At 42.6% G+C, this 21,836-nt stretch carries 30 protein-coding genes and 2 pseudogenes; 10 read left to right on the forward strand and 22 right to left on the reverse strand.

What is annotated here, in order from left to right:
* Positions 1-242: 242 nt before the first annotated feature.
* The 6 genes and pseudogenes from IPL34_RS20790 to IPL34_RS20115 form a co-directional block, all read right to left on the reverse strand.
* Positions 243-1,392 (reverse strand): annotated as a pseudogene (locus IPL34_RS20790) (type IV secretory system conjugative DNA transfer family protein).
* On the reverse strand, positions 1,352-1,528 hold the full coding sequence (locus IPL34_RS20095) for a hypothetical protein (RefSeq protein ID WP_296843316.1): 177 nt from the start codon (positions 1,526-1,528) through the stop codon (positions 1,352-1,354). Before IPL34_RS20095 ends, IPL34_RS20790 begins: the two are co-directional and overlap by 41 nt.
* A 183-nt stretch (positions 1,529-1,711) precedes the next feature.
* Complete coding sequence (locus IPL34_RS20100) at positions 1,712-2,632, reverse strand: relaxase/mobilization nuclease domain-containing protein (protein WP_296843317.1); 921 nt, start codon at positions 2,630-2,632, stop codon at positions 1,712-1,714.
* Complete coding sequence (locus tag IPL34_RS20105) at positions 2,590-2,802, reverse strand: hypothetical protein (RefSeq protein ID WP_296843318.1); 213 nt, start codon at positions 2,800-2,802, stop codon at positions 2,590-2,592. Before IPL34_RS20105 ends, IPL34_RS20100 begins: the two co-directional genes overlap by 43 nt.
* An 11-nt stretch (positions 2,803-2,813) precedes the next feature.
* Positions 2,814-3,029 (reverse strand): plasmid mobilization relaxosome protein MobC, encoded by a 216-nt coding sequence (mobC, locus tag IPL34_RS20110; RefSeq protein ID WP_296843319.1) that lies wholly within the window; start codon positions 3,027-3,029, stop codon positions 2,814-2,816.
* A 30-nt stretch (positions 3,030-3,059) separates the two neighbouring features.
* A complete protein-coding gene (locus tag IPL34_RS20115) occupies positions 3,060-3,215 on the reverse strand; it encodes a hypothetical protein (protein WP_296843320.1) in 156 nt (51 codons plus the stop codon).
* An 836-nt stretch (positions 3,216-4,051) separates the two neighbouring features.
* On the opposite strand from IPL34_RS20115, the gene IPL34_RS20120 reads away from it, so the two are divergent.
* Together IPL34_RS20120 and IPL34_RS20125 are read left to right on the forward strand one after the other, a co-directional pair.
* Positions 4,052-4,363, forward strand: coding sequence for a CopG family transcriptional regulator (locus tag IPL34_RS20120; protein ID WP_296843321.1), 312 nt, complete (start codon positions 4,052-4,054; stop codon positions 4,361-4,363).
* On the forward strand, positions 4,351-4,659 hold the full coding sequence (locus tag IPL34_RS20125) for a type II toxin-antitoxin system RelE/ParE family toxin (RefSeq protein ID WP_296843322.1): 309 nt from the start codon (positions 4,351-4,353) through the stop codon (positions 4,657-4,659). The genes IPL34_RS20120 and IPL34_RS20125 overlap by 13 nt, the downstream gene beginning before the upstream one ends.
* Before the next feature lie 24 nt (positions 4,660-4,683).
* On the opposite strand, the gene IPL34_RS20130 is transcribed toward IPL34_RS20125, so the two are convergent.
* A complete protein-coding gene (locus IPL34_RS20130; protein WP_296843323.1) occupies positions 4,684-5,268 on the reverse strand; it encodes a J domain-containing protein in 585 nt (194 codons plus the stop codon).
* Between the two features lie 192 nt (positions 5,269-5,460).
* On the opposite strand from IPL34_RS20130, the gene IPL34_RS20135 reads away from it, so the two are divergent.
* Together IPL34_RS20135 and IPL34_RS20140 are read left to right on the forward strand one after the other, a co-directional pair.
* A complete protein-coding gene (locus tag IPL34_RS20135; protein ID WP_296843324.1) occupies positions 5,461-5,748 on the forward strand; it encodes a hypothetical protein in 288 nt (95 codons plus the stop codon).
* A gap of 528 nt (positions 5,749-6,276) precedes the next feature.
* Positions 6,277-7,575 carry a replication initiation protein gene (locus tag IPL34_RS20140; RefSeq protein WP_296843325.1) on the forward strand — a complete coding sequence of 433 codons (1,299 nt, stop codon included), beginning with the start codon at positions 6,277-6,279 and terminating at the stop codon, positions 7,573-7,575.
* A 56-nt stretch (positions 7,576-7,631) separates the two neighbouring features.
* On the opposite strand, the gene IPL34_RS20145 is transcribed toward IPL34_RS20140, so the two are convergent.
* The 9 genes from IPL34_RS20145 to mobC (IPL34_RS20185) all read right to left on the reverse strand — a co-directional run bounded on the left by IPL34_RS20145 (position 7,632) and on the right by mobC (IPL34_RS20185) (position 14,342).
* Entirely contained in the window at positions 7,632-9,074 is a 1,443-nt protein-coding gene (locus IPL34_RS20145; RefSeq protein ID WP_296843326.1) for a hypothetical protein, read from the reverse strand.
* A complete protein-coding gene (locus tag IPL34_RS20150; protein ID WP_296843327.1) occupies positions 9,074-9,691 on the reverse strand; it encodes a hypothetical protein in 618 nt (205 codons plus the stop codon). The genes IPL34_RS20145 and IPL34_RS20150 overlap by 1 nt, the downstream gene beginning before the upstream one ends.
* Positions 9,692-9,756: 65 nt before the next feature.
* Positions 9,757-10,164 carry a hypothetical protein gene (locus IPL34_RS20155; RefSeq protein ID WP_296843328.1) on the reverse strand — a complete coding sequence of 136 codons (408 nt, stop codon included), beginning with the start codon at positions 10,162-10,164 and terminating at the stop codon, positions 9,757-9,759.
* A gap of 239 nt (positions 10,165-10,403) precedes the next feature.
* The gene (locus tag IPL34_RS20160) at positions 10,404-10,844 is read right to left on the reverse strand and encodes a type II toxin-antitoxin system VapC family toxin (RefSeq protein ID WP_296843329.1); all 441 of its coding nucleotides are present in this window, start codon (positions 10,842-10,844) and stop codon (positions 10,404-10,406) included.
* 2 nt (positions 10,845-10,846) lie between these two features.
* Positions 10,847-11,110, reverse strand: coding sequence for a hypothetical protein (locus IPL34_RS20165; protein ID WP_296843330.1), 264 nt, complete (start codon positions 11,108-11,110; stop codon positions 10,847-10,849).
* Between the two features lie 65 nt (positions 11,111-11,175).
* On the reverse strand, positions 11,176-12,651 hold the full coding sequence (locus IPL34_RS20170) for a type IV secretory system conjugative DNA transfer family protein (RefSeq protein WP_296843331.1): 1,476 nt from the start codon (positions 12,649-12,651) through the stop codon (positions 11,176-11,178).
* 185 nt (positions 12,652-12,836) lie between these two features.
* Entirely contained in the window at positions 12,837-12,986 is a 150-nt protein-coding gene (locus IPL34_RS20175; protein WP_296843332.1) for a hypothetical protein, read from the reverse strand.
* Between the two features lie 124 nt (positions 12,987-13,110).
* Positions 13,111-13,929 (reverse strand): relaxase/mobilization nuclease domain-containing protein, encoded by an 819-nt coding sequence (locus IPL34_RS20180; protein WP_296843333.1) that lies wholly within the window; start codon positions 13,927-13,929, stop codon positions 13,111-13,113.
* Positions 13,930-13,940: 11 nt separating this feature from the next.
* On the reverse strand, positions 13,941-14,342 hold the full coding sequence (gene mobC / locus IPL34_RS20185; RefSeq protein WP_296843334.1) for a plasmid mobilization relaxosome protein MobC: 402 nt from the start codon (positions 14,340-14,342) through the stop codon (positions 13,941-13,943).
* 837 nt (positions 14,343-15,179) lie between these two features.
* Between mobC (IPL34_RS20185) and IPL34_RS20190 the strand changes: the two genes are divergently transcribed.
* The gene (locus tag IPL34_RS20190) at positions 15,180-15,491 is read left to right on the forward strand and encodes a CopG family transcriptional regulator (protein WP_296843321.1); all 312 of its coding nucleotides are present in this window, start codon (positions 15,180-15,182) and stop codon (positions 15,489-15,491) included.
* On the forward strand, positions 15,479-15,787 hold the full coding sequence (locus IPL34_RS20195) for a type II toxin-antitoxin system RelE/ParE family toxin (protein ID WP_296843322.1): 309 nt from the start codon (positions 15,479-15,481) through the stop codon (positions 15,785-15,787). The genes IPL34_RS20190 and IPL34_RS20195 overlap by 13 nt, the downstream gene beginning before the upstream one ends.
* Before the next feature lie 24 nt (positions 15,788-15,811).
* Here IPL34_RS20195 and IPL34_RS20200 read toward each other — a convergent pair whose 3' ends face one another.
* Positions 15,812-16,396 (reverse strand): J domain-containing protein, encoded by a 585-nt coding sequence (locus tag IPL34_RS20200; protein WP_296843323.1) that lies wholly within the window; start codon positions 16,394-16,396, stop codon positions 15,812-15,814.
* A gap of 192 nt (positions 16,397-16,588) precedes the next feature.
* Here IPL34_RS20200 and IPL34_RS20205 point away from each other — a divergent pair, with 192 nt between their 5' ends.
* The 4 genes and pseudogenes from IPL34_RS20205 to IPL34_RS20215 all read left to right on the forward strand — a co-directional run bounded on the left by IPL34_RS20205 (position 16,589) and on the right by IPL34_RS20215 (position 18,730).
* Positions 16,589-16,876, forward strand: coding sequence for a hypothetical protein (locus IPL34_RS20205; RefSeq protein WP_296843324.1), 288 nt, complete (start codon positions 16,589-16,591; stop codon positions 16,874-16,876).
* A 528-nt stretch (positions 16,877-17,404) separates the two neighbouring features.
* Positions 17,405-17,808, forward strand: a pseudogene (locus tag IPL34_RS20795) (replication initiation protein); the annotation flags it as partial.
* 60 nt (positions 17,809-17,868) lie between these two features.
* On the forward strand, positions 17,869-18,426 hold the full coding sequence (locus IPL34_RS20800; protein ID WP_366931112.1) for a replication initiation protein: 558 nt from the start codon (positions 17,869-17,871) through the stop codon (positions 18,424-18,426).
* Positions 18,427-18,499: 73 nt separating this feature from the next.
* The gene (locus IPL34_RS20215) at positions 18,500-18,730 is read left to right on the forward strand and encodes a hypothetical protein (protein ID WP_296843335.1); all 231 of its coding nucleotides are present in this window, start codon (positions 18,500-18,502) and stop codon (positions 18,728-18,730) included.
* 25 nt (positions 18,731-18,755) lie between these two features.
* On the opposite strand, the gene IPL34_RS20220 is transcribed toward IPL34_RS20215, so the two are convergent.
* The 5 genes from IPL34_RS20220 to IPL34_RS20240 form a co-directional block, all read right to left on the reverse strand.
* On the reverse strand, positions 18,756-18,947 hold the full coding sequence (locus tag IPL34_RS20220) for a hypothetical protein (protein ID WP_296843336.1): 192 nt from the start codon (positions 18,945-18,947) through the stop codon (positions 18,756-18,758).
* A gap of 75 nt (positions 18,948-19,022) precedes the next feature.
* A complete protein-coding gene (locus IPL34_RS20225; RefSeq protein ID WP_296843337.1) occupies positions 19,023-19,469 on the reverse strand; it encodes a hypothetical protein in 447 nt (148 codons plus the stop codon).
* A gap of 178 nt (positions 19,470-19,647) precedes the next feature.
* The gene (locus tag IPL34_RS20230) at positions 19,648-20,196 is read right to left on the reverse strand and encodes a hypothetical protein (RefSeq protein WP_296843338.1); all 549 of its coding nucleotides are present in this window, start codon (positions 20,194-20,196) and stop codon (positions 19,648-19,650) included.
* The gene (locus IPL34_RS20235; protein ID WP_296843339.1) at positions 20,196-20,393 is read right to left on the reverse strand and encodes a hypothetical protein; all 198 of its coding nucleotides are present in this window, start codon (positions 20,391-20,393) and stop codon (positions 20,196-20,198) included. Before IPL34_RS20235 ends, IPL34_RS20230 begins: the two co-directional genes overlap by 1 nt.
* On the reverse strand, positions 20,390-20,812 hold the full coding sequence (locus tag IPL34_RS20240) for a hypothetical protein (protein WP_296843340.1): 423 nt from the start codon (positions 20,810-20,812) through the stop codon (positions 20,390-20,392). The genes IPL34_RS20235 and IPL34_RS20240 overlap by 4 nt, the downstream gene beginning before the upstream one ends.
* Positions 20,813-21,836: the final 1,024 nt, after the last annotated feature.

Here is a 21,836-nt window from a genome sequence, read left to right on the forward strand (position 1 = left end):
CTCATAGAGAATAATTAGGAATTTCCTACAGTATAAGAACAAAGTAGGAAATAACAACTTAATTGAGTGGCACATATTCCACCTTCAGTCCTTGTCTCGCTTCAACGGGTACGGAGGCTTTTGGGTGGCTCGCTTCATCCACCCGATCTGAAAGAATCCCTTAGAGGGAATTAAAACGGGGTTTTGGTTGCCTGACACAATGAGTATTTCGTGGTGTTTCATCGTGCGGATTTCGTTGGCATTTAATAGGTTTTGTTCTCGGTATTGCTCGGTAGGGTCAAGAATATCTTTGCGTTGAGTAATGCGAGTTTTTCCAATGATCTTTTCAAAGAAAGCGGTGGTTTGGGGTCGCTCCCTGCGTAGGTAAGGAGGGTATGAAACCCGCCTTGGAGGGCTTGCGCGTAGTCGTGCCCATAGCGGGTGTTCAGTTGGGCAATGCTTTGAAGCACTATTGAAAGGCTGACTTTATAGCCTCGTATGGTGTTAGCGGTACTCACGAAATTAGGAATGGTGGAATGCCCGAACTCATCATACAGCACATACAACGGCAAGGTGTGGCGGTGGGGCATGGTTCGCATACTAGCATTGAACACTGAACGAAAAAATAAACTCGTCAAAAACCGTAGTACTCGGCGTGCTGGGGTGGCGTTATAAAGAAAATAGCGGTTTTCGTGTGGCGGATGTCTTCCAGTTGAAAACTGGAGCGGGCGGTAATACGGGCAATATTACTTTTTCCTGCGGGCTTTAAGGCAGTCAACGCATTGAGGATAAAACTTTGTACGCCTTCCTTATTGCCCGTAAGCACCCCTTGCCACTCATTCCAGAGTCGAGCGTCTTGGGGGTGGTGGGGGTCGACGGAATAGTGAGCCATAAAACGATCTAAACGGCTTCCATCCTCGCCGAAGTTCTGCAACAGGTAATAAAGATTGGCTAAATTGTTCCAGTTCGGATTTTCGTGGCTGGCATTCTTCAAGCACCCTAAAAACACCGAAACAAAGCGCTGAGCGCCACTCATCCAAAAATCATCACTTCCCTTACTGTTGGCTCCCCGCCCGGCTTTCATCAGTATTTCGGCGATTTGATCCAGTTCGACTCGTCCCGTGCTTCCTCCAGTGGGTTAAAGGTGTGCGAGTGGTCGGGATCGTCGGGATTAATCACGAGGAGGCGAAAGCCTCGGCTTGCCAGTTGGTGGCTCGTGGCTTCGTATACTTCCCCTTTGGGGTCGTTGATGATTAGGGAGCATAAATGCTTTGAGCGCTCCAGTACATTGGGGATAATGTAGCGGCTGGTTTTTCCTGCCCCTACCCGTGCAATGACACACACATTTTGAAAGCTCTCTTTTCGCCGAGTTTCAGGCTTCACCATCCAGCAGTAACCCTTTATGGCTCGCATTCATGCGGTCTTTGTATTCGCTCGGTGTGGCAAAGTTTGCCCCTTCGGTGCGGTTTAAGGTGCGTTGTTTAAACAGGAATACCCCCAGTGCAAACATACCCTTAAAAGGTAATAAAAAGATTTTCCAGTAATTCATAAACAGTCATAAAAAATAAAAGGATTCAAATGTAAGGCGTTAGGGTCTAACGTTTTGTTGTCCCCGTTGAAACGGGGGGTTTGTGTGTGGTGTGAGGGTAATAGTAGTGTGGAGTGTACGAGAAAACCCTTGTAAGACAAGCTCTAAACGGCGTTGAGTGGTGGCTACTAATGCCCGTATAGATCACGGCTTGGGTTTGTACCCTTGCCCGTGGTGGTGGGTTTGGCGGTCTTTGGCTTGTTGTTCTCGGCGTTCCTGCATTTGTTTTAAGCGCCGTTGTTGTTCTGCCTCCCAAGAATTAAAGTCGGTGGCATCGTTGAGAAGATCTTTCATACTGTCGAGCGTTTCCGCCACCATGCCACCTATAACCGTTTCCCTTAAAATTCGGTCGTTGGGGGTGTGCTGGTCGGTGTCGGTAGCCTTGGCGGTTGCCGTGTCTGACTGTACCGATACGCTACTATGTGCTTTTTTCGGGGTGTGGTGTTGGCTCATGCTGGCTCTCATGGTGGCGTCAAAAGTTGCCCACGGTTCCGCCAGTCCTAAAGTGGCAAAGCGGTATTTCTTGCCGTCTCGGTCTTGAATCCCTGCGTGCTTACCTCGTTGGTAAAAGGTAAAGCCTGCCTCATTCATGGACTCAGTAAAGGCTTGGGGAGTGGTGGAGGTGGAGAAAATAGCCTCAAGGGTAGCTTTGACTTCATCCCGTTTCGGGGTTTTTCCTGTTCGGCGTTTGAGTTCTGCCCCTTGGTTGGAAAGTCGGGCTTTGCTCTGCTTGGCTTCTTTCTGCTCTGCGGTAAGGTTGCCAAAGAAAACGGCTTTTTGGTTGAGTTCGGGGTAGTGGGTTAAAACATGGCGCTCTAGGTGGGTTTGTATCTCGCTAAACTGCTCTTTAGAAAGGCGTACCCGTCCGGTACTCTCGATCTGGTTGGAGCTAATCACTAAGTGAAAGTGTAAGTGTTCGGTGTGGTCGTCGTGAATCATTCCAAAGGCGAGTTGGTGGGGCGCTCTGGCTGAAAGATAACTTTTGACGATCTGAGCCAGTTTCTCTTTTTGCTCCTCAAGGCTCAAGTGGGTTTGGCGTTTGAGGCTAATAATTTCATGGTACAAGGAAACGCCATTTTTCTGGCTCTCAAGTGCTGGGCGTTCTCTTCAAACTCTCGCTTTAAACCTTCGGCGTGGCGCTCGGTGGTATTATGGTAGCAAGTGTATGATTCACTGCTTGCACCTTTTTGGATGTAGTCGATCAATTGGCTAAAGGTGGCTTTCTTTCGGCTCATGCTTTTAATGATCATGCTGTCGGTGTCTGGTAATACGCTAAAACAATATCTTCGAGTTTCTTAATCTCTCTGAGTAATCCATTTTCATCCGCTAGCCGTTTGATGGTGTTGGAGTGGTGGGCTATTTGATTAATGTTGTTTGCCACATTCCGAAAGATAAAGCGCATTTCTTGCATTTCGTGGAGTTGTTCAGGGGGTAAAAAGTGGGGCTTGCTGGTAGTAGGCAAGTGCCATATTTTTTATAAGGGTCGTTATTTTTACGCCTTCTTTGTTGGCTCTTTTTCAAACGCCTCGTATTCTTTTACGCTCAAGGTAAGGTTTACTTGCTTGGCGTGTTTTTTATACTCGGCTTTGTAGGCTTTTAAATAGGCTTTTCGGTTTTCTTTAATACTTGTTTCGTTGTTTTCGCTCATAGGTATTGTGCTAGCAAGGGGGGTTAGGGTTTCCAAAGGGACGGGGGGACTTTTCCCCCGTGTCCTTTTGGTGGGGGTTTTTCAAGGGGTCATACGCCCTTGAAGCGGGTCAAGGGTGCAACCCTGCAAGAGGCAATTCTGACGGAATACGGTGTACTTTGTACCCGTTTTCCTAGGAACTTGCAATCTCGCTATACAAGACAGTCGCAGTGTCTAGTTATAGTGGTTATTCCTAGGAATGCAAGAGGGGCAAGTGAAAAGGGGGTGAAGAAGTGGAGGTATGAGGAAAAAATGAGCCTGAAGAGTTAGTACTCTTCAGGCAGTAACAGGCAAATAGTCGCCCCGTCGTCAATGAGCCAAACCGGGGTTTGGTCGATGGTCAGTTTCTGGAGATAATCAAGGGGCTGAGTTTTGGCATTTTCAAAGTATATGGGTAATAAATATCCTAAAAGAGTTGAGCATAGTGGTAGTTATTCTCTGGGTTATTCTCATTCACGAGAGCTTGAACTCATGGAGTCATATAAGCAGGTTTTAGATAAAAATTAAAATCCTCTTTCAAACCACCTTCAGAAAAATTAGGCTGGCTCATTTCGCATTCAATACGATGTTGAAAAAATCAAGTGCTTTCATAGAAGAAAAATTAAGAAATAAAAGCCATTCTTTGAAAACGCCACAAGCGAAAAAAAGCAAGGTGGAGATTGCCCAAACAATACGACCTTGCTTTTTTAAGGTGGCGTTAGAATCAAAAGGGTTTTAAGTCTTAAAGGGTAAAAAATTGACTTTCAAATAAAAAAGCATAGACTCTAAGGTGTCACTTAGTAACACCTTTAAAGATTATGGAAACCACGATCAACACCACCCCTTCACGGGCGGGGGTAGGTACTACCTCCATTAAGCTCGGCAATCGTAAAGAAACCCTTGCACAGTTAGCCAAGTACAAGAAACGCTCTTTACACAGTTTGGTACTAGAAGCCGTCGATAACTACATGGAGCAAGAGCAAGCACGATTGGAATATGAAGCTCAAGCGGTGCGCTCATACGAGAATTTTCAAGCCACAGGATTACATCTCACCCTTGATGAGTTGGAGAGCTGGGCAAAAAATTTGAATAGTAAAAATCCGCAAAGTTTGCCGTTATGCCACACGTAATTTTATCACCTGAGGCACGCAACGATATTGAACGCTTTGCAAATTTTTTGATTGAAAATGAAGCCATTGAACAAGCTCAGCAAGTCTTTATGGTCATAGCGGAAGCCCTGCGGGTCTTGGAACATAGCCCACAAGCAGGGCGAGCCTATACCCTTGAAAAATTGCCTCATGCTCGTGAGTTGATTATTAAATACGGTAAAAGCGGGTATGTAGCATTGTATACCTTTGAAGCCGAAAGAAATTTAGTCATTATTCACGCTATTCGCCACCAAAGAGAGCTAGGCTACAAGTTCTGAACTCACTAAGGTTAAGAGGAATCTTTAAGAGCCTTTCAAGCGCTTGTAGGCGTCCTGTACTCGTTTAAATTCTTGTTCCATTGCCTCCCGTATCGTGGGGGGTTTACCCGTCCATTTGTCGGGGTGGAGGCGTTGGGATTCTCGGCGGTAGGCTTTCAGTAAATCGTCTTGCGTCCATCCCGTATGGAGTCCTAAAACCTCTTCAGGGGTTCGAGTGTCTGGCTCATGGGTTTGGGGTGGTTTTTGTTGGTGTTGCTCTCGGTGCTGGTGGTTTGCCTGTTCTTGTCGGTGTCTTCTGGCTTCTTCTTCCCTCTGGCGTTGCTGGTCGTCTCGTTGTTGGTGGCGGGTGGTCTGTTCCTGTTGGTGTTGCTGATGGTGTCGGGCTTGGGCTTCTTGTTGGCGTTTTCGCTCTTGTTCCTGTCTCAAGTAGGCTCGATCTCGCCCGAACTCTGCCAAACGCTCATACAAACGGGCAATAAGTCCAAACAAGGGCTGGATAAACGCCAACCCTAGCCCTACAAAAAAGCCGTTGAGCATAGCTTCATTGGAAAACAGCACAATGAAACAGCTCAACAACCATCCTCCGTAGACATACCAGAAAATAGGCATAAGCAAGCAGCTCCCCTTGGCATACTTCCAAAGTTTAAAGCCTGCCCCTGAGATGAAGCCAAGAAGTAAAGCAGGGAAAAAATCGGGAGGAAACCACAGAAAAAAGGTTTGCATGGGGAAAGTTTGGTGTTTGGAAAATACCCGCCATAATAGCCGTAAAGTGCTTTATTTTACGAGACTATGAGTGAACCTATGGTTTGGTATTCCTTTTCTGAGAAAGACGCTCAAAACGGTTTTGAGGCGGTTATAGAACAGGCTATGGAAGTACCTGTCATGATTACTCGTGAAAATCGTCCGCTCGTGTATGTTTTGAGTCCTCAAGCTCTCGAAGATCTCATTGATGGGTATTTAGCAAAAGAGGCAGAACGAGAGGGGTTCTTGAGTGTGGAGGAAACCGAAAAAGCGTTGAGTGCTTTTCGCTCAATAAAGGCAAAAGGAGATGACCAAACGAATGTTGGCAAACTCCCACCATGCCAGTAATCTTTTTTGCCACTCTCCCGCACCTTCACAAAAACCGCCAAAAAATGCCCGCCACGCCATTTTCTATGGGTGGGTGCTACCTGTATACCTAAATAGCTAGAAAACGCTTGCAAAGGCTAAATAAACGCTGAATCTTGAGGCTTGCGGGGTATGGGGTGCAACCCCATAAAAGCGATAGCGTAAAAACACACACAACAACAGCATTTTAAAAAGTTATTCACAGGCAAAAATGAAAATCTCCCTTTGTGTGTTTTATATATTTAACATCTTTAATACTTTAAGGGGTGCAGAAGGTATTGATTTCAAGCGGTTTTTCATATCGAACTATGGACAAAAACAGGGTGAACTATGGACAAAAACAGGGTGAACTATGGACAAAAACAGGGTGAACTATGGACAAAAACAGGGTGAACTATGGACAAAAACAGGGTGAACTATGGACAATACACGAAGTAAGACCATATATTGACAAAAATTTAGTTTGACTATATTGTAATTTAAGTATTTTTTCTTATGTGAATCATTGCTGTGTTTCCTCCTGATGAAGTCCAAAAAAATATAGTTTTACGGCGAAGTAATGAGCTAATAGAGGCTCGGTATAAGCTCAGTCTTGAAGAGCAAAGGCTTGTTTTACTTCTTTCAAGCTTGATTCATCCCGATGATGAAGATTTTAAAAGCTATGAAATTCGAGTGGCAGATTTTGCCAAAATGTTCAGTCTTGAAAAAAGAAAAGCCATTTACTCAGAAGTAGAAGCAGCTTCTGAAAGATTAACCAGAAGAAATATAGAGTTGAGTCGAGATGGGAAAAAAATCTATGCTGCTTGGCTTTCTTATGTTGAATATGTAGAAGGCTCTGGGGTAATAAGGGTTGAATTTCATAAATCACTAAAACCCTATTTACTCCAGCTTCATAAAAGCTTTACTCAATACAAACTCAATCATGTGATGAGCTTTAAAAGTTCGTACAGTATTCGATTGTATGAGCTTTTAAAAATGGAGGTTTGGAAGGCAGAAAAAGCCAATAAAAGTAGTTTTGAACGGGTTTTTACTTTAGAAGAGTATAGGGATTTACTCGGAATTAATAAAAAAGAATACTTGGTTTTTGCAGACTTTAGAAAACGAGTAATTGAGCCAACAGTCAAAGAGATTTCAGATAATACCGACCTCAATATTTTTGAGGTTCACTATATAAAAACAGGGCGAAAAATCACGGGGATTCACTTCATGGTTTTAATCCGTTCAGAGTCTGAAACCTCCGCACAGGTGGCACAGCTCCAGATAGGACAAGAACCAAAAGAAAAACCAGAGATTCACCCCGCTATTGAGTCTCTTATGAACTATGGCTTTACTTTTGAAGTGGCGAAAAACTACAAAAACAAGTATGGAGTCAAGCAGATAGAGCGAAATATTGCATATATGCTCGGAGAAGATAAAAAAGACCCTATTCACAATAAAGCAGGGTATTTAAGCAAGGCTATTCCTCAAGATTGGGGCAATGCGTTAGAGGTGGAAGAGCAGAAAAAGAAGGAACGAGAGGTACAGAAAAAAGCTGAAGAAGAGAGAAAACAACAAGAAGAGCTAGAGGAAAAAAAGAAGATAGAAGCGGAGAAAGCAGACCGAAAGAAGGTGCTAGATGAGTTTTTTGCTCTCTCTGAAAAAATGCGGGGCTATGTACAAGCTGAGTATGAAGCCCACTTGAGAGAAACTAAAGCCTTTGAAGCCATTGTGAAGCGGTGGCAGATGATCAAAAATGAAAAAGAAATGCTTCTTGTGGATAATGTGGGATGGGGATTTTATAGGTTTATTGTGGAAAATAAATTTCTTTGAAAAGCGAATTAGAAAAGCCCTACTCACTTGAGTAGGGTTTAAAAGCATTTAACAGATCAAAATCCTTGTACTTCACGATAAGCAACCCAAGACGGCGAACTATGAACAGTGATTGCTATTTCACTAATAGGATAATTAGTAGTACTTAAATCAACTTCTATATCTTGATTATTCCTCCAAACAGCAGAGGCAGTTTCACGACTTACCCAGCCGTTCATAGTGTCATAGGTCTGAACTTCATAACTCACTGATCCCTCTGGAGTCATTTCGGGACGAATAAGCAATTTTTTAAGTGTGACAGGTGCAGGCAGAGTAATATTTACTATACCAGAGTAGGTACATAAATTATGTCCTGTTTCGAGGTTACCATCTGTAATGACTTTAGCTTCTTGAGATAAAGTACCACAAGTTCCAGTTGATGTTACGGTACTACCTTTTAAAAGATTATTCGGATATATACCTCTGTTAACTGCATTTGCAGCCATGTAAACAAAGTCTTCAAATAAATCAACAAATCTTCTTTGTTTTAAATCTGATAAGGTTACACCTTGTTGATCAATAATAGTATCAACAACAAAATTAGAAAGATAAGTAGCGGTTATACTATGTTGTAAATTAGAATCTGGAATGTTGAAAGGATTATATGACCCAGTATCTACAGCTCCCAATGTAGGAGAAAGTAGCGAAAAATTACAAAAATCATTAGAGCATCTTGGTGTAGTTCTACTCCAAGATTTTTGGGATGGTAAAGTAGTTAGATCTTTATTCATATATGATGGATATAAAGCTCTATCACCAGCTTGGGTAAGGTTCAAGTTATTAGCTGAAAACTCAGAGGTATTTGCAATATTAACAATCAGAATTTTTTTTCTTATGTCATTTCCATATTTAGAAACAAGCTTTGCATAGGCTAAATTAGCCAACAAATTTCCTTGTGAGTGTGCTATTACTACAGCAGAACCCGACTGATCATAATTATCAATCTTTGCATAGAGTTCTTTAGCAGCATTTTTGGTGCGCTGCATATCTGTATCAGTTATTATAGGAGCAACTGTTTCCAATGAATTGTTTCCTGGTGTCATATCATCAAGATAGGATACAATTCTATTTGCTGCTTCTTTGTCCACTGATGAATCAGTATTATATGGGGCTAAGATTTTACGAAAATCATCAGAAAAATGTTCTTCTGCTGTTTTTAAAAGAAATAACTCACCCAAGTCTTCGGTAAGATCACTCCCCTCAACATAACCTAACGAATTTAAATTGGCGTAAAAACCAACAGGATTCCATATTCCCGATATTTTGAAATTTATTTTCTTATCTAGATCAGAGTGATTTTCAGACTTGACAAGTATAGACTTAATTGTATCAACTGTTTCTTGATGTTGAGCATATGTATTTTGTATACCGTTAATATATATAATATTATTCGTTTTAGAAAAACATACAGTTGGAAAAAATAATGTAATAATTACTATATACTTTCTAAATAGAATCATTATTGACACTCCTCATCACTAGGTAAAACTTCTATACCACTCAATGTATCAGCATACGCTACACCACGAGATGGTGTATTAAGATTTTTTCTAGTTATAACGTCAAGTTCAGCAGCTTTTATAGTTTTTGCTTTTAAGGCACACGAAATTAACTTTTTATAATTACCCACAGTTTCTTCAGAAGGATTCGTTATCATTTTTTGTTCACTTGAAATGATATTGAAAACAGTTGTATATTTTGCTTCATTTCCACCAAATTCTTGAGCAATTTTTCTCTCTACATCATCCCTTACACCATTAGTATTTATATCAACCCCTTGAATACTGGCATTATTAACTGTTGCATCTGGTTCAGGTGGTACAACAATTCCGTTAATAGTTTCTGGAGTGGGAGTCGGCGTAGGAGTTGGAACAGGAGTCGGCGTAGGAGTTGGAACAGGAGTCGGCGTAGGAGTTGGAACAGGAGTCGGCGTAGGAGTTGGAACAGGAGTCGGCGTAGGAGTTGGAACAGGAGTCGGCGTAGGTGTAGTTATATTAGTACTACCACCACCTCCACCACAGGCACTTAAAAGCAACGCAGCACTTAGGCTAACAGCAAGCAAGGATTTTGTACGCATAGGGTTTGACTAGAAAATTAATAATGTATTTCCATCATCCCTAAACTGTATATAAAGTCAACACTTTAGGGAAAATTCCTCCAAAACTTCCACCAGACACGACTCTGAGATGGTTGTGTTTTTGGTGCTTCCAGCATCTTCACACTTTCCGTCAATTTCTCAATCTGCCCTCGTTGCCATGCTTCTCGCTCTAAGTAGGTGCGTTCTCGTTCCTTTGCTTCTCTCAATGACTCTTCAAGCAGGCGTATTTTGTCCGCTTGAGCTTGGAAAAGTGGGGTGTTTGCGAGTGTCTCCGTGTTGTCTCTTGGCGTACTCGTGGACAGTCTTGGACTGTCTCCGAAAACTCGTAAGAGTTCCGCAAGGTCTACTTTTCCGTTGGGGAGTCGAGACAACTCACCACTCGAAAATTTCTTATAAAGCGTGCTCCGACCCATCTTAAAACGCTCAAGCGTTTCTTTAATACTGAGTTCCATAGATACCAATAGATAGGGATTTTTTAAGTGTCTCTCGCTTTGTCTCTTAGCGTACTCGTAGACAAAAAGGAGACATACCATAGACACTATAGAGAAAAATGAAAATCCCACAAGACAGGATTTTTTAAAATCGTGTCTTGTGGGATTTCTAGGGGGTGGAGGGGGAAAATTCCCCCTCTAGGGAGAATAAAGGAAACCTACAAACGGGAGATTTGAGCGTACTGAGGTATAACCACAAGCTAGAGCAATAAATCGGTGAGTTGTACGACTTCTAACGCTTTGACACTGCGGATTCTCTGGTCATTGGTAATGAAAAAATCACACTGGTTTTCTAGTGCGGTCGCTATATGCAACGCATCGGGGGTTCTCAATCCTTGTGAGCCTCCAAGCTGGGCGGCATTTACAAAGGTCGCTTGCGTCAATCCTAAGAGGGTGATTTTCTCCGACTGAATCAAAAGGCTCTGGTAATCCTCTATGAGTTCATCAAACCCATCTCGGTAGGGCTTAATCAAGAGTTCTGTTAGGGTAAAATGACTCGTACAAACCACCAACATTTCTTGGTCAATGAGATCAAAGAGGGGTTTCACCACTTCCGAAAAGTCGGGGTGTCCTTCTACAAAGTAAATAAACGGGTTCGTGTCAATGTAGACTCGCTTGCCTCGTAGTCGTGCCAGCTTCATGGTTATCTGTCCCATTCGTCCCGAAGATCAGAAATAAACTGATCAGCTTCTTGAGCACTCGCAAAACAATGCTGTTTCCGTTTCTTGGTATAGCCTGAATACTGAAAAATACTCGGTTTATCCCGTTTGATGGTTACGGGACGCATGAGTACGCCTTCCGGTGTGAGTAGGTACTCAATATAACTATCTGGCTTCAGATGCAGGTTTAAAACCACTTCTTTCGGGAGCGTAATTTGGTGTTTGTCCCGTACTCGTATCATGGGCATAGTCGGACTCATAGAGAATAATTAGGAATTTCCTACAGTATAAGAACAAAGTAGGAAATAACAACTTAATTGAGTGGCACATATTCCACCTTCTGTCCTTGTCTCGTTTCAACGGGTACGGGAGGCTTTTGGGTGGCTCGCTTCATCCACCCGACTTGAAAGAATCCCTTAGAGGGAATTAAAACGGGGTTTTGGTTGCCTGACACAATGAGTATTTCGTGGTGTTTCATCGTGCGGATTTCGTTGGCATTTAATAGGTTTTGTTCTCGGTATTGCTCGGTAGGGTCAAGAATATCTTTGCGTTGAGTAATGCGAGTTTTTCCAATGATCTTTTCAAAGAAAGCGGTGGTTTGGGGGTCGCTCCCTGCGTAGGTAAGGAGGGTATGAAACCCGCCTTGGAGGGCTTGCGCGTAGTCGTGCCCATAGCGGGTGTTCAGTTGGGCAATGCTTTGAAGCACTATTGAAAGGCTGACTTTATAGCCTCGTATGGTGTTAGCGGTACTCACGAAATTAGGAATGGTGGAATGCCCGAACTCATCATACAGCACATACAACGGCAAGGTGTGGCGGTGGGGCATGGTTCGCATACTAGCATTGAACACTGAACGAAAAAATAAACTCGTCAAAAAACCGTAGTACTCGGCGTGCTGGGGTGGCGTTATAAAGAAAATAGCGGTTTTCGTGTGGCGGATGTCTTCCAGTTGAAAACTGGAGCGGGCGGTAATACGGGCAATATTACTTTTTCCTGCGGGCTTTAAGGCAGTCAACGCATTGAGGATAAAACTTTGTACGCCTTCCTTATTGCCCGTAAGCACCCCTTGCCACTCATTCCAGAGTCGAGCGTCTTGGGGGTGGTGGGGGTCGACGGAATAGTGAGCCATAAAACGATCTAAACGGCTTCCATCCTCGCCGAAGTTCTGCAACAGGTAATAAAGATTGGCTAAATTGTTCCAGTTCGGATTTTCGTGGCTGGCATTCTTCAAGCACCCTAAAAACACCGAAACAAAGCGCTGAGCGCCACTCATCCAAAAATCATCACTTCCCTTACTGTTGGCTCCCCGCCCGGCTTTCATCAGTATTTCGGCGATTTGATCCAGTTCGATCTCGTCCCGTGCTTCCTCCAGTGGGTTAAAGGTGTGCGAGTGGTCGGGATCGTCGGGATTAATCACGAGGAGGCGAAAGCCTCGGCTTGCCAGTTGGTGGCTCGTGGCTTCGTATACTTCCCCTTTGGGGTCGTTGATGATTAGGGAGCATAAATGCTTTGAGCGCTCCAGTACATTGGGGATAATGTAGCGGCTGGTTTTTCCTGCCCCTACCCGTGCAATGACACACACATTTTGAAAGCTCTCTTTTTCGCCGAGTTTCAAGGCTTCACCATCCAGCAGTAACCCTTTATGGCTCGCATTCATGCGGTCTTTGTATTCGCTCGGTGTGGCAAAGTTTGCCCCTTCGGTGCGGTTTAAGGTGCGTTGTTTAAACAGGAATACCCCCAGTGCAAACATACCCTTAAAAGGTAATAAAAAGATTTTCCAGTAATTCATAAACAGTCATAAAAAATAAAAGGATTCAAATGTAAGGCGTTAGGGGTCTAACGCCTTGTTGTCCCCCGTTGAAACGGGGGTTTGTGTGTGGTGTGAGGGTAATAGTAGTGTGAGAGTGTACGAGAAAACCCTTGTAAGACAAGCTCTAAACGGCGTTGAGTGGTGGCTACTAATGCCCGTATAGATCACGGCTTGGGTTTGTACCCTTGCCCGTGGTGGTGGGTTTGGCGGTCTTTGGCTTGTTGTTCTCGGCGTTCCTGCATTTGTTTTAAGCGCCGTTGTTGTTCTGCCTCCCAAGAATTAAAGTCGGTGGCATCGTTGAGAAGATCTTTCATACTGTCGAGCGTTTCCGCCACCATGCCACCTATAACCGTTTCCCTTAAAATTCGGTCGTTGGGGGTGTGCTGGTCGGTGTCGGTAGCCTTGGCGGTTGCCGTGTCTGACTGTACCGATACGCTACTATGTGCTTTTTTTCGGGGTGTGGTGTTGGCTCATGCTGGCTCTCATGGTGGCGTCAAAAGTTGCCCACGGTTCCGCCAGTCCTAAAGTGGCAAAGCGGTATTTCTTGCCGTCTCGGTCTTGAATCCCTGCGTGCTTACCTCGTTGGTAAAAGGTAAAGCCTGCCTCATTCATGGACTCAGTAAAGGCTTGGGGAGTGGTGGAGGTGGAGAAAATAGCCTCAAGGGTAGCTTTGACTTCATCCCGTTTCGGGGTTTTTCCTGTTCGGCGTTTGAGTTCTGCCCCTTGGTTGGAAAGTCGGGCTTTGCTCTGCTTGGCTTCTTTCTGCTCTGCGGTAAGGTTGCCAAAGAAAACGGCTTTTTGGTTGAGTTCGGGGTAGTGGGTTAAAACATGGCGCTCTAGGTGGGTTTGTATCTCGCTAAACTGCTCTTTAGAAAGGCGTACCCGTCCGGTACTCTCGATCTGGTTGGAGCTAATCACTAAGTGAAAGTGTAAGTGTTCGGTGTGGTCGTCGTGAATCATTCCAAAGGCGAGTTGGTGGGGCGCTCTGGCTGAAAGATAACTTTTGACGATCTGAGCCAGTTTCTCTTTTTGCTCCTCAAGGCTCAAGTGGGTTTGGCGTTTGAGGCTAATAATTTCATGGTACAAGGAAACGCCATTTTTTCTGGCTCTCAAGTGCTGGGCGTTCTCTTCAAACTCTCGCTTTAAACCTTCGGCGTGGCGCTCGGTGGTATTATGGTAGCAAGTGTATGATTCACTGCTTGCACCTTTTTGGATGTAGTCGATCAATTGGCTAAAGGTGGCTTTCTTTCGGCTCATGCTTTTAATGATCATGCTGTCGGTGTCTGGTAATACGCTAAAACAATATCTTCGAGTTTCTTAATCTCTCTGAGTAATCCATTTTCATCCGCTAGCCGTTTGATGGTGTTGGAGTGGTGGGCTATTTGATTAATGTTGTTTGCCACATTCCGAAAGATAAAGCGCATTTCTTGCATTTCGTGGAGTTGTTCAGGGGTAAAAAGTGGGGCTTGCTGGTAGTAGGCAAGTGCCATATTTTTTATAAGGGTCGTTATTTTTACGCCTTCTTTGTTGGCTCTTTTTTCAAACGCCTCGTATTCTTTTACGCTCAAGGTAAGGTTTACTTGCTTGGCGTGTTTTTTATACTCGGCTTTGTAGGCTTTTAAATAGGCTTTTCGGTTTTCTTTAATACTTGTTTCGTTGTTTTCGCTCATAGGTATTGTGCTAGCAAGGGGGGTTAGGGTTTCCAAAGGGACGGGGGGACTTTTCCCCCGTGTCCTTTTGGTGGGGGGTTTTCAAGGGGTCATACGCCCTTGAAGCGGGTCAAGGGTGCAACCCTGCAAGAGGCAATTCTGACGGAATACGGTGTACTTTGTACCCGTTTTCCTAGGAACTTGCAATCTCGCTATACAAGACAGTCGCAGTGTCTAGTTATAGTGGTTATTCCTAGGAATGCAAGAGGGGCAAGTGAAAAGGGGGTGAAGAAGTGGAGGTATGAGGAAAAAATGAGCCTGAAGAGTTAGTACTCTTCAGGCAGTAACAGGCAAATAGTCGCCCCGTCGTCAATGAGCCAAACCGGGGTTTGGTCGATGGTCAGTTTCTGGAGATAATCAAGGGGCTGAGTTTTGGCATTTTCAAAGTATATGGGTAATAAATATCCTAAAAAGAGTTGAGCATAGTGGTAGTTATTCTCTGGGTTATTCTCATTCACGAGAGCTTGAACTCATGGAGTCATATAAGCAGGTTTTAGATAAAAATTAAAATCCTCTTTCAAACCACCTTCAGAAAAATTAGGCTGGCTCATTTCGCATTCAATACGATGTTGAAAAAAATCAAGTGCTTTCATAGAAGAAAAATTAAGAAATAAAAGCCATTCTTTGAAAACGCCACAAGCGAAAAAAAGCAAGGTGGAGATTGCCCAAACAATACGACCTTGCTTTTTTAAGGTGGCGTTAGAATCAAAAGGGTTTTAAGTCTTAAAGGGTAAAAAATTGACTTTCAAATAAAAAGCATAGACTCTAAGGTGTCACTTAGTAACACCTTTAAAGATTATGGAAACCACGATCAACACCACCCCTTCACGGGCGGGGGTAGGTACTACCTCCATTAAGCTCGGCAATCGTAAAGAAACCCTTGCACAGTTAGCCAAGTACAAGAAACGCTCTTTACACAGTTTGGTACTAGAAGCCGTCGATAACTACATGGAGCAAGAGCAAGCACGATTGGAATATGAAGCTCAAGCGGTGCGCTCATACGAGAATTTTCAAGCCACAGGATTACATCTCACCCTTGATGAGTTGGAGAGCTGGGCAAAAAATTTGAATAGTAAAAATCCGCAAAGTTTGCCGTTATGCCACACGTAATTTTATCACCTGAGGCACGCAACGATATTGAACGCTTTGCAAATTTTTTGATTGAAAATGAAGCCATTGAACAAGCTCAGCAAGTCTTTATGGTCATAGCGGAAGCCCTGCGGGTCTTGGAACATAGCCCACAAGCAGGGCGAGCCTATACCCTTGAAAAATTGCCTCATGCTCGTGAGTTGATTATTAAATACGGTAAAAGCGGGTATGTAGCATTGTATACCTTTGAAGCCGAAAGAAATTTAGTCATTATTCACGCTATTCGCCACCAAAGAGAGCTAGGCTACAAGTTCTGAACTCACTAAGGTTAAGAGGAATCTTTAAGAGCCTTTCAAGCGCTTGTAGGCGTCCTGTACTCGTTTAAATTCTTGTTCCATTGCCTCCCGTATCGTGGGGGGTTTACCCGTCCATTTGTCGGGGTGGAGGCGTTGGGATTCTCGGCGGTAGGCTTTCAGTAAATCGTCTTGCGTCCATCCCGTATGGAGTCCTAAAACCTCTTCAGGGGTTCGAGTGTCTGGCTCATGGGTTTGGGGTGGTTTTTGTTGGTGTTGCTCTCGGTGCTGGTGGTTTGCCTGTTCTTGTCGGTGTCTTCTGGCTTCTTCTTCCCTCTGGCGTTGCTGGTCGTCTCGTTGTTGGTGGCGGGTGGTCTGTTCCTGTTGGTGTTGCTGATGGTGTCGGGCTTGGGCTTCTTGTTGGCGTTTTCGCTCTTGTTCCTGTCTCAAGTAGGCTCGATCTCGCCCGAACTCTGCCAAACGCTCATACAAACGGGCAATAAGTCCAAACAAGGGCTGGATAAACGCCAACCCTAGCCCTACAAAAAAGCCGTTGAGCATAGCTTCATTGGAAAACAGCACAATGAAACAGCTCAACAACCATCCTCCGTAGACATACCAGAAAATAGGCATAAGCAAGCAGCTCCCCTTGGCATACTTCCAAAGTTTAAAGCCTGCCCCTGAGATGAAGCCAAGAAGTAAAGCAGGGAAAAAATCGGGAGGAAACCACAGAAAAAAGGTTTGCATGGGGAAAGTTTGGTGTTTGGAAAATACCCGCCATAATAGCCGTAAAGTGCTTTATTTTACGAGACTATGAGTGAACCTATGGTTTGGTATTCCTTTTCTGAGAAAGACGCTCAAAACGGTTTTGAGGCGGTTATAGAACAGGCTATGGAAGTACCTGTCATGATTACTCGTGAAAATCGTCCGCTCGTGTATGTTTTGAGTCCTCAAGCTCTCGAAGATCTCATTGATGGGTATTTAGCAAAAGAGGCAGAACGAGAGGGGTTCTTGAGTGTGGAGGAAACCGAAAAAGCGTTGAGTGCTTTTCGCTCAATAAAGGCAAAAGGAGATGACCAAACGAATGTTGGCAAACTCCCACCATGCCAGTAATCTTTTTTGCCACTCTCCCGCACCTTCACAAAAACCGCCAAAAAATGCCCGCCACGCCATTTTCTATGGGTGGGTGCTACCTGTATACCTAAATAGCTAGAAAACGCTTGCAAAGGCTAAATAAACGCTGAATCTTGAGGCTTGCGGGGTATGGGGTGCAACCCCATAAAAGCGATAGCGTAAAAACACACACAACAACAGCATTTTAAAAAGTTATTCACAGGCAAAAATGAAAATCTCCCTTTGTGTGTTTTATATATTTAACATCTTTAATACTTTAAGGGGTGCAGAAGGTATTGATTTCAAGCGGTTTTTCATATCGAACTATGGACAAAAACAGGGTGAACTATGGACAAAAACAGGGTGAACTATGGACAAAAACAGGGTGAACTATGGACAAAAACAGGGTGAACTATGGACAAAAACAGGGTGAACTATGGACAATACACGAAGTAAGACCATATATTGACAAAAATTTAGTTTGACTATATTGTAATTTAAGTATTTTTTCTTATGTGAATCATTGCTGTGTTTCCTCCTGATGAAGTCCAAAAAAATATAGTTTTACGGCGAAGTAATGAGCTAATAGAGGCTCGGTATAAGCTCAGTCTTGAAGAGCAAAGGCTTGTTTTACTTCTTTCAAGCTTGATTCATCCCGATGATGAAGATTTTAAAAGCTATGAAATTCGAGTGGCAGATTTTGCCAAAATGTTCAGTCTTGAAAAAAGAAAAGCCATTTACTCAGAAGTAGAAGCAGCTTCTGAAAGATTAACCAGAAGAAATATAGAGTTGAGTCGAGATGGGAAAAAATCTATGCTGCTTGGCTTTCTTATGTTGAATATGTAGAAGGCTCTGGGGTAATAAGGGTTGAATTTCATAAATCACTAAAACCCTATTTACTCCAGCTTCATAAAAGCTTTACTCAATACAAACTCAATCATGTGATGAGCTTTAAAAGTTCGTACAGTATTCGATTGTATGAGCTTTTAAAAATGGAGGTTTGGAAGGCAGAAAAAGCCAATAAAAGTAGTTTTGAACGGGTTTTTACTTTAGAAGAGTATAGGGATTTACTCGGAATTAATAAAAAAGAATACTTGGTTTTTGCAGACTTTAGAAAACGAGTAATTGAGCCAACAGTCAAAGAGATTTCAGATAATACCGACCTCAATATTTTTGAGGTTCACTATATAAAAACAGGGCGAAAAATCACGGGGATTCACTTCATGGTTTTAATCCGTTCAGAGTCTGAAACCTCCGCACAGGTGGCACAGCTCCAGATAGGACAAGAACCAAAAGAAAAACCAGAGATTCACCCCGCTATTGAGTCTCTTATGAACTATGGCTTTACTTTTGAAGTGGCGAAAAACTACAAAAACAAGTATGGAGTCAAGCAGATAGAGCGAAATATTGCATATATGCTCGGAGAAGATAAAAAAGACCCTATTCACAATAAAGCAGGGTATTTAAGCAAGGCTATTCCTCAAGATTGGGGCAATGCGTTAGAGGTGGAAGAGCAGAAAAGAAGGAACGAGAGGTACAGAAAAAGCTGAAGAAGAGAGAAAACAACAAGAAGAGCTAGAGGAAAAAAAGAAGATAGAAGCGGAGAAAGCAGACCGAAAGAAGGTGCTAGATGAGTTTTTTGCTCTCTCTGAAAAAATGCGGGGCTATGTACAAGCTGAGTATGAAGCCCACTTGAGAGAAACTAAAGCCTTTGAAGCCATTGTGAAGCGGTGGCAGATGATCAAAAATGAAAAGAAATGCTTCTTGTGGATAATGTGGGATGGGGATTTTATAGGTTTATTGTGGAAAATAAATTTCTTTGAAAAGCGAATTAGAAAAGCCCTACTCACTTGAGTAGGGTTTAAAAGCATTTAACAGATCAAAATCCTTGTACTTCACGATAAGCAACCCAAGACGGCGAACTATGAACAGTGATTGCTATTTCACTAATAGGATAATTAGTAGTACTTAAATCAACTTCTATATCTTGATTATTCCTCCAAACAGCAGAGGCAGTTTCACGACTTACCCAGCCGTTCATAGTGTCATAGGTCTGAACTTCATAACTCACTGATCCCTCTGGAGTCATTTCCGGGACGAATAAGCAATTTTTTAAGTGTGACAGGTGCAGGCAGAGTAATATTTACTATACCAGAGTAGGTACATAAATTATGTCCTGTTTCGAGGTTACCATCTGTAATGACTTTAGCTTCTTGAGATAAAGTACCACAAGTTCAGTTGATGTTACGGTACTACCTTTTAAAAGATTATTCGGATATATACCTCTGTTAACTGCATTTGCAGCCATGTAAACAAAGTCTTCAAATAAATCAACAAATCTTCTTTGTTTTAAATCTGATAAGGTTACACCTTGTTGATCAATAATAGTATCAACAACAAAATTAGAAAGATAAGTAGCGGTTATACTATGTTGTAAATTAGAATCTGGAATGTTGAAAGGATTATATGACCCAGTATCTACAGCTCCCAATGTAGGAGAAAGTAGCGAAAAATTACAAAAATCATTAGAGCATCTTGGTGTAGTTCTACTCCAAGATTTTTGGGATGGTAAAGTAGTTAGATCTTTATTCATATATGATGGATATAAAGCTCTATCACCAGCTTGGGTAAGGTTCAAGTTATTAGCTGAAAACTCAGAGGTATTTGCAATATTAACAATCAGAATTTTTTTCTTATGTCATTTCCATATTTAGAAACAAGCTTTGCATAGGCTAAATTAGCCAACAAATTTCCTTGTGAGTGTGCTATTACTACAGCAGAACCCGACTGATCATAATTATCAATCTTTGCATAGAGTTCTTTAGCAGCATTTTGGTGCGCTGCATATCTGTATCAGTTATTATAGGAGCAACTGTTTCCAATGAATTGTTTCCTGGTGTCATATCATCAAGATAGGATACAATTCTATTTGCTGCTTCTTTGTCCACTGATGAATCAGTATTATATGGGGCTAAGATTTTACGAAAATCATCAGAAAAATGTTCTTCTGCTGTTTTTAAAAGAAATAACTCACCCAAGTCTTCGGTAAGATCACTCCCCTCAACATAACCTAACGAATTTAAATTGGCGTAAAAACCAACAGGATTCCATATTCCCGATATTTTGAAATTTATTTTCTTATCTAGATCAGAGTGATTTTCAGACTTGACAAGTATAGACTTAATTGTATCAACTGTTTCTTGATGTTGAGCATATGTATTTTGTATACCGTTAATATATATAATATTATTCGTTTTAGAAAAACATACAGTTGGAAAAAATAATGTAATAATTACTATATACTTTCTAAATAGAATCATTATTGACACTCCTCATCACTAGGTAAAACTTCTATACCACTCAATGTATCAGCATACGCTACACCACGAGATGGTGTATTAAGATTTTTTCTAGTTATAACGTCAAGTTCAGCAGCTTTTATAGTTTTTGCTTTTAAGGCACACGAAATTAACTTTTTATAATTACCCACAGTTTCTTCAGAAGGATTCGTTATCATTTTTTGTTCACTTGAAATGATATTGAAAACAGTTGTATATTTTGCTTCATTTCCACCAAATTCTTGAGCAATTTTCTCTCTACATCATCCCTTACACCATTAGTATTTATATCAACCCCTTGAATACTGGCATTATTAACTGTTGCATCTGGTTCAGGTGGTACAACAATTCCGTTAATAGTTTCTGGAGTGGGAGTCGGCGTAGGAGTTGGAACAGGAGTCGGCGTAGGAGTTGGAACAGGAGTCGGCGTAGGAGTTGGAACAGGAGTCGGCGTAGGAGTTGGAACAGGAGTCGGCGTAGGAGTTGGAACAGGAGTCGGCGTAGGTGTAGTTATATTAGTACTACCACCACCTCCACCACAGGCACTTAAAAGCAACGCAGCACTTAGGCTAACAGCAAGCAAGGATTTTGTACGCATAGGGTTTGACTAGAAAATTAATAATGTATTTCCATCATCCTAAACTGTATATAAAGTCAACACTTTAGGAAAATTCCTCCAAAACTTCCACCAGACACGACTCTGAGATGGTTGTGTTTTTGGTGCTTCCAGCATCTTCACACTTTCCGTCAATTTCTCAATCTGCCCTCGTTGCCATGCTTCTCGCTCTAAGTAGGTGCGTTCTCGTTCCTTTGCTTCTCTCAATGACTCTTCAAGTAGGCGTATTTTGTCCGCCCGGGCTTGGAAAAGTGGGGTGTTTGCGAGGTGTCTCCGTGTTGTCTCTTGGCGTACTCGTGGACAGTCTTGGACTGTCTCCGAAAACTCGTAAAGAGTTCCGCAAGGTCTACTTTTTCCGTTGGGGAGTCGAGACAACTCACCACTCGAAAATTTCTTATAAAGCGTGCTCCGACCCATCTTAAAACTGCTCAAGCGTTTCTTTATACTGAGTTCCATAGATACCAATAGATAGGGATTTTTAAGTGTCTCTCGCTTTGTCTCTTAGCGTACTCGTAGACAAGGAGACATACCATAGACACTATAGAGAAAATGAAAATCCCACAAGACAGGATTTTTTTTTAAAATCGTGTCTTGTGGGATTTCTAAGTGGAGTGGAGGAAAATTCCCCCTCTAGGGGCGAAATAAAAAGAAGAAACCTACAAACGGGAGATTTGAGCGTACTGAGGTATAACCACAAGCTAGAGCATTAAATCGGTGAGTTGTACGACTTCTAACGCTTTGACACTGCGGATTCTCTGGTCATTGGTAATGAAAAAATCACACTACTGGTTTCTAGTGCGGTCGCTATATGCAACGCATCGGGGGTTCTCAATCCTTGTGAGCCTCTCAAGCTGGGCAGCATTTACAAAGGTCGCTTGCGTCAATCCTAAGAGGTGATTTTCTCCGACTGAATCAAAGGATCTGGTAATCCTCTATGGGTTCATCAAACCCATCTCAGTAGGGCTTAATCAAGAGTTCTGTTAGGGTAAAATGACTCGTACAAACC

It is taken from the genome of Thiofilum sp., assembly GCF_016711335.1.
Classification (GTDB): Bacteria; Pseudomonadota; Gammaproteobacteria; order Thiotrichales; family Thiotrichaceae; genus Thiofilum.

Coding starts and splice junctions, on each gene's coding strand:
- IPL34_RS20115 (WP_296843320.1), bottom strand. CDS start 3,215: ATGAGCGAAAACAACGAAACAAGTATTAAAGAAAACCGAAAAGCCTAT.
- IPL34_RS20105 (WP_296843318.1), bottom strand. CDS start 2,802: ATGAGCCGAAAGAAAGCCACCTTTAGCCAATTGATCGACTACATCCAA.
- IPL34_RS20800 (WP_366931112.1), top strand. CDS start 17,869: ATGGAGGTTTGGAAGGCAGAAAAAGCCAATAAAAGTAGTTTTGAACGG.
- IPL34_RS20150 (WP_296843327.1), bottom strand. CDS start 9,691: ATGCGTACAAAATCCTTGCTTGCTGTTAGCCTAAGTGCTGCGTTGCTT.
- IPL34_RS20205 (WP_296843324.1), top strand. CDS start 16,589: ATGGTTTGGTATTCCTTTTCTGAGAAAGACGCTCAAAACGGTTTTGAG.
- IPL34_RS20170 (WP_296843331.1), bottom strand. CDS start 12,651: ATGAATTACTGGAAAATCTTTTTATTACCTTTTAAGGGTATGTTTGCA.
- IPL34_RS20240 (WP_296843340.1), bottom strand. CDS start 20,812: ATGCGTACAAAATCCTTGCTTGCTGTTAGCCTAAGTGCTGCGTTGCTT.
- IPL34_RS20135 (WP_296843324.1), top strand. CDS start 5,461: ATGGTTTGGTATTCCTTTTCTGAGAAAGACGCTCAAAACGGTTTTGAG.
- IPL34_RS20155 (WP_296843328.1), bottom strand. CDS start 10,164: ATGGAACTCAGTATTAAAGAAACGCTTGAGCGTTTTAAGATGGGTCGG.
- IPL34_RS20130 (WP_296843323.1), bottom strand. CDS start 5,268: ATGCCTATTTTCTGGTATGTCTACGGAGGATGGTTGTTGAGCTGTTTC.
- mobC (WP_296843334.1), bottom strand. CDS start 14,342: ATGAGCGAAAACAACGAAACAAGTATTAAAGAAAACCGAAAAGCCTAT.
- IPL34_RS20180 (WP_296843333.1), bottom strand. CDS start 13,929: ATGAGCCGAAAGAAAGCCACCTTTAGCCAATTGATCGACTACATCCAA.
- IPL34_RS20175 (WP_296843332.1), bottom strand. CDS start 12,986: ATGAAAGATCTTCTCAACGATGCCACCGACTTTAATTCTTGGGAGGCA.
- IPL34_RS20235 (WP_296843339.1), bottom strand. CDS start 20,393: ATGATAACGAATCCTTCTGAAGAAACTGTGGGTAATTATAAAAAGTTA.
- IPL34_RS20195 (WP_296843322.1), top strand. CDS start 15,479: ATGCCACACGTAATTTTATCACCTGAGGCACGCAACGATATTGAACGC.
- IPL34_RS20230 (WP_296843338.1), bottom strand. CDS start 20,196: ATGATTCTATTTAGAAAGTATATAGTAATTATTACATTATTTTTTCCA.
- IPL34_RS20160 (WP_296843329.1), bottom strand. CDS start 10,844: ATGAAGCTGGCACGACTACGAGGCAAGCGAGTCTACATTGACACGAAC.
- IPL34_RS20190 (WP_296843321.1), top strand. CDS start 15,180: ATGGAAACCACGATCAACACCACCCCTTCACGGGCGGGGGTAGGTACT.
- IPL34_RS20225 (WP_296843337.1), bottom strand. CDS start 19,469: ATGAATAAAGATCTAACTACTTTACCATCCCAAAAATCTTGGAGTAGA.
- IPL34_RS20120 (WP_296843321.1), top strand. CDS start 4,052: ATGGAAACCACGATCAACACCACCCCTTCACGGGCGGGGGTAGGTACT.
- IPL34_RS20145 (WP_296843326.1), bottom strand. CDS start 9,074: ATGATTCTATTTAGAAAGTATATAGTAATTATTACATTATTTTTTCCA.
- IPL34_RS20200 (WP_296843323.1), bottom strand. CDS start 16,396: ATGCCTATTTTCTGGTATGTCTACGGAGGATGGTTGTTGAGCTGTTTC.
- IPL34_RS20165 (WP_296843330.1), bottom strand. CDS start 11,110: ATGCCCATGATACGAGTACGGGACAAACACCAAATTACGCTCCCGAAA.
- IPL34_RS20125 (WP_296843322.1), top strand. CDS start 4,351: ATGCCACACGTAATTTTATCACCTGAGGCACGCAACGATATTGAACGC.
- IPL34_RS20095 (WP_296843316.1), bottom strand. CDS start 1,528: ATGAATTACTGGAAAATCTTTTTATTACCTTTTAAGGGTATGTTTGCA.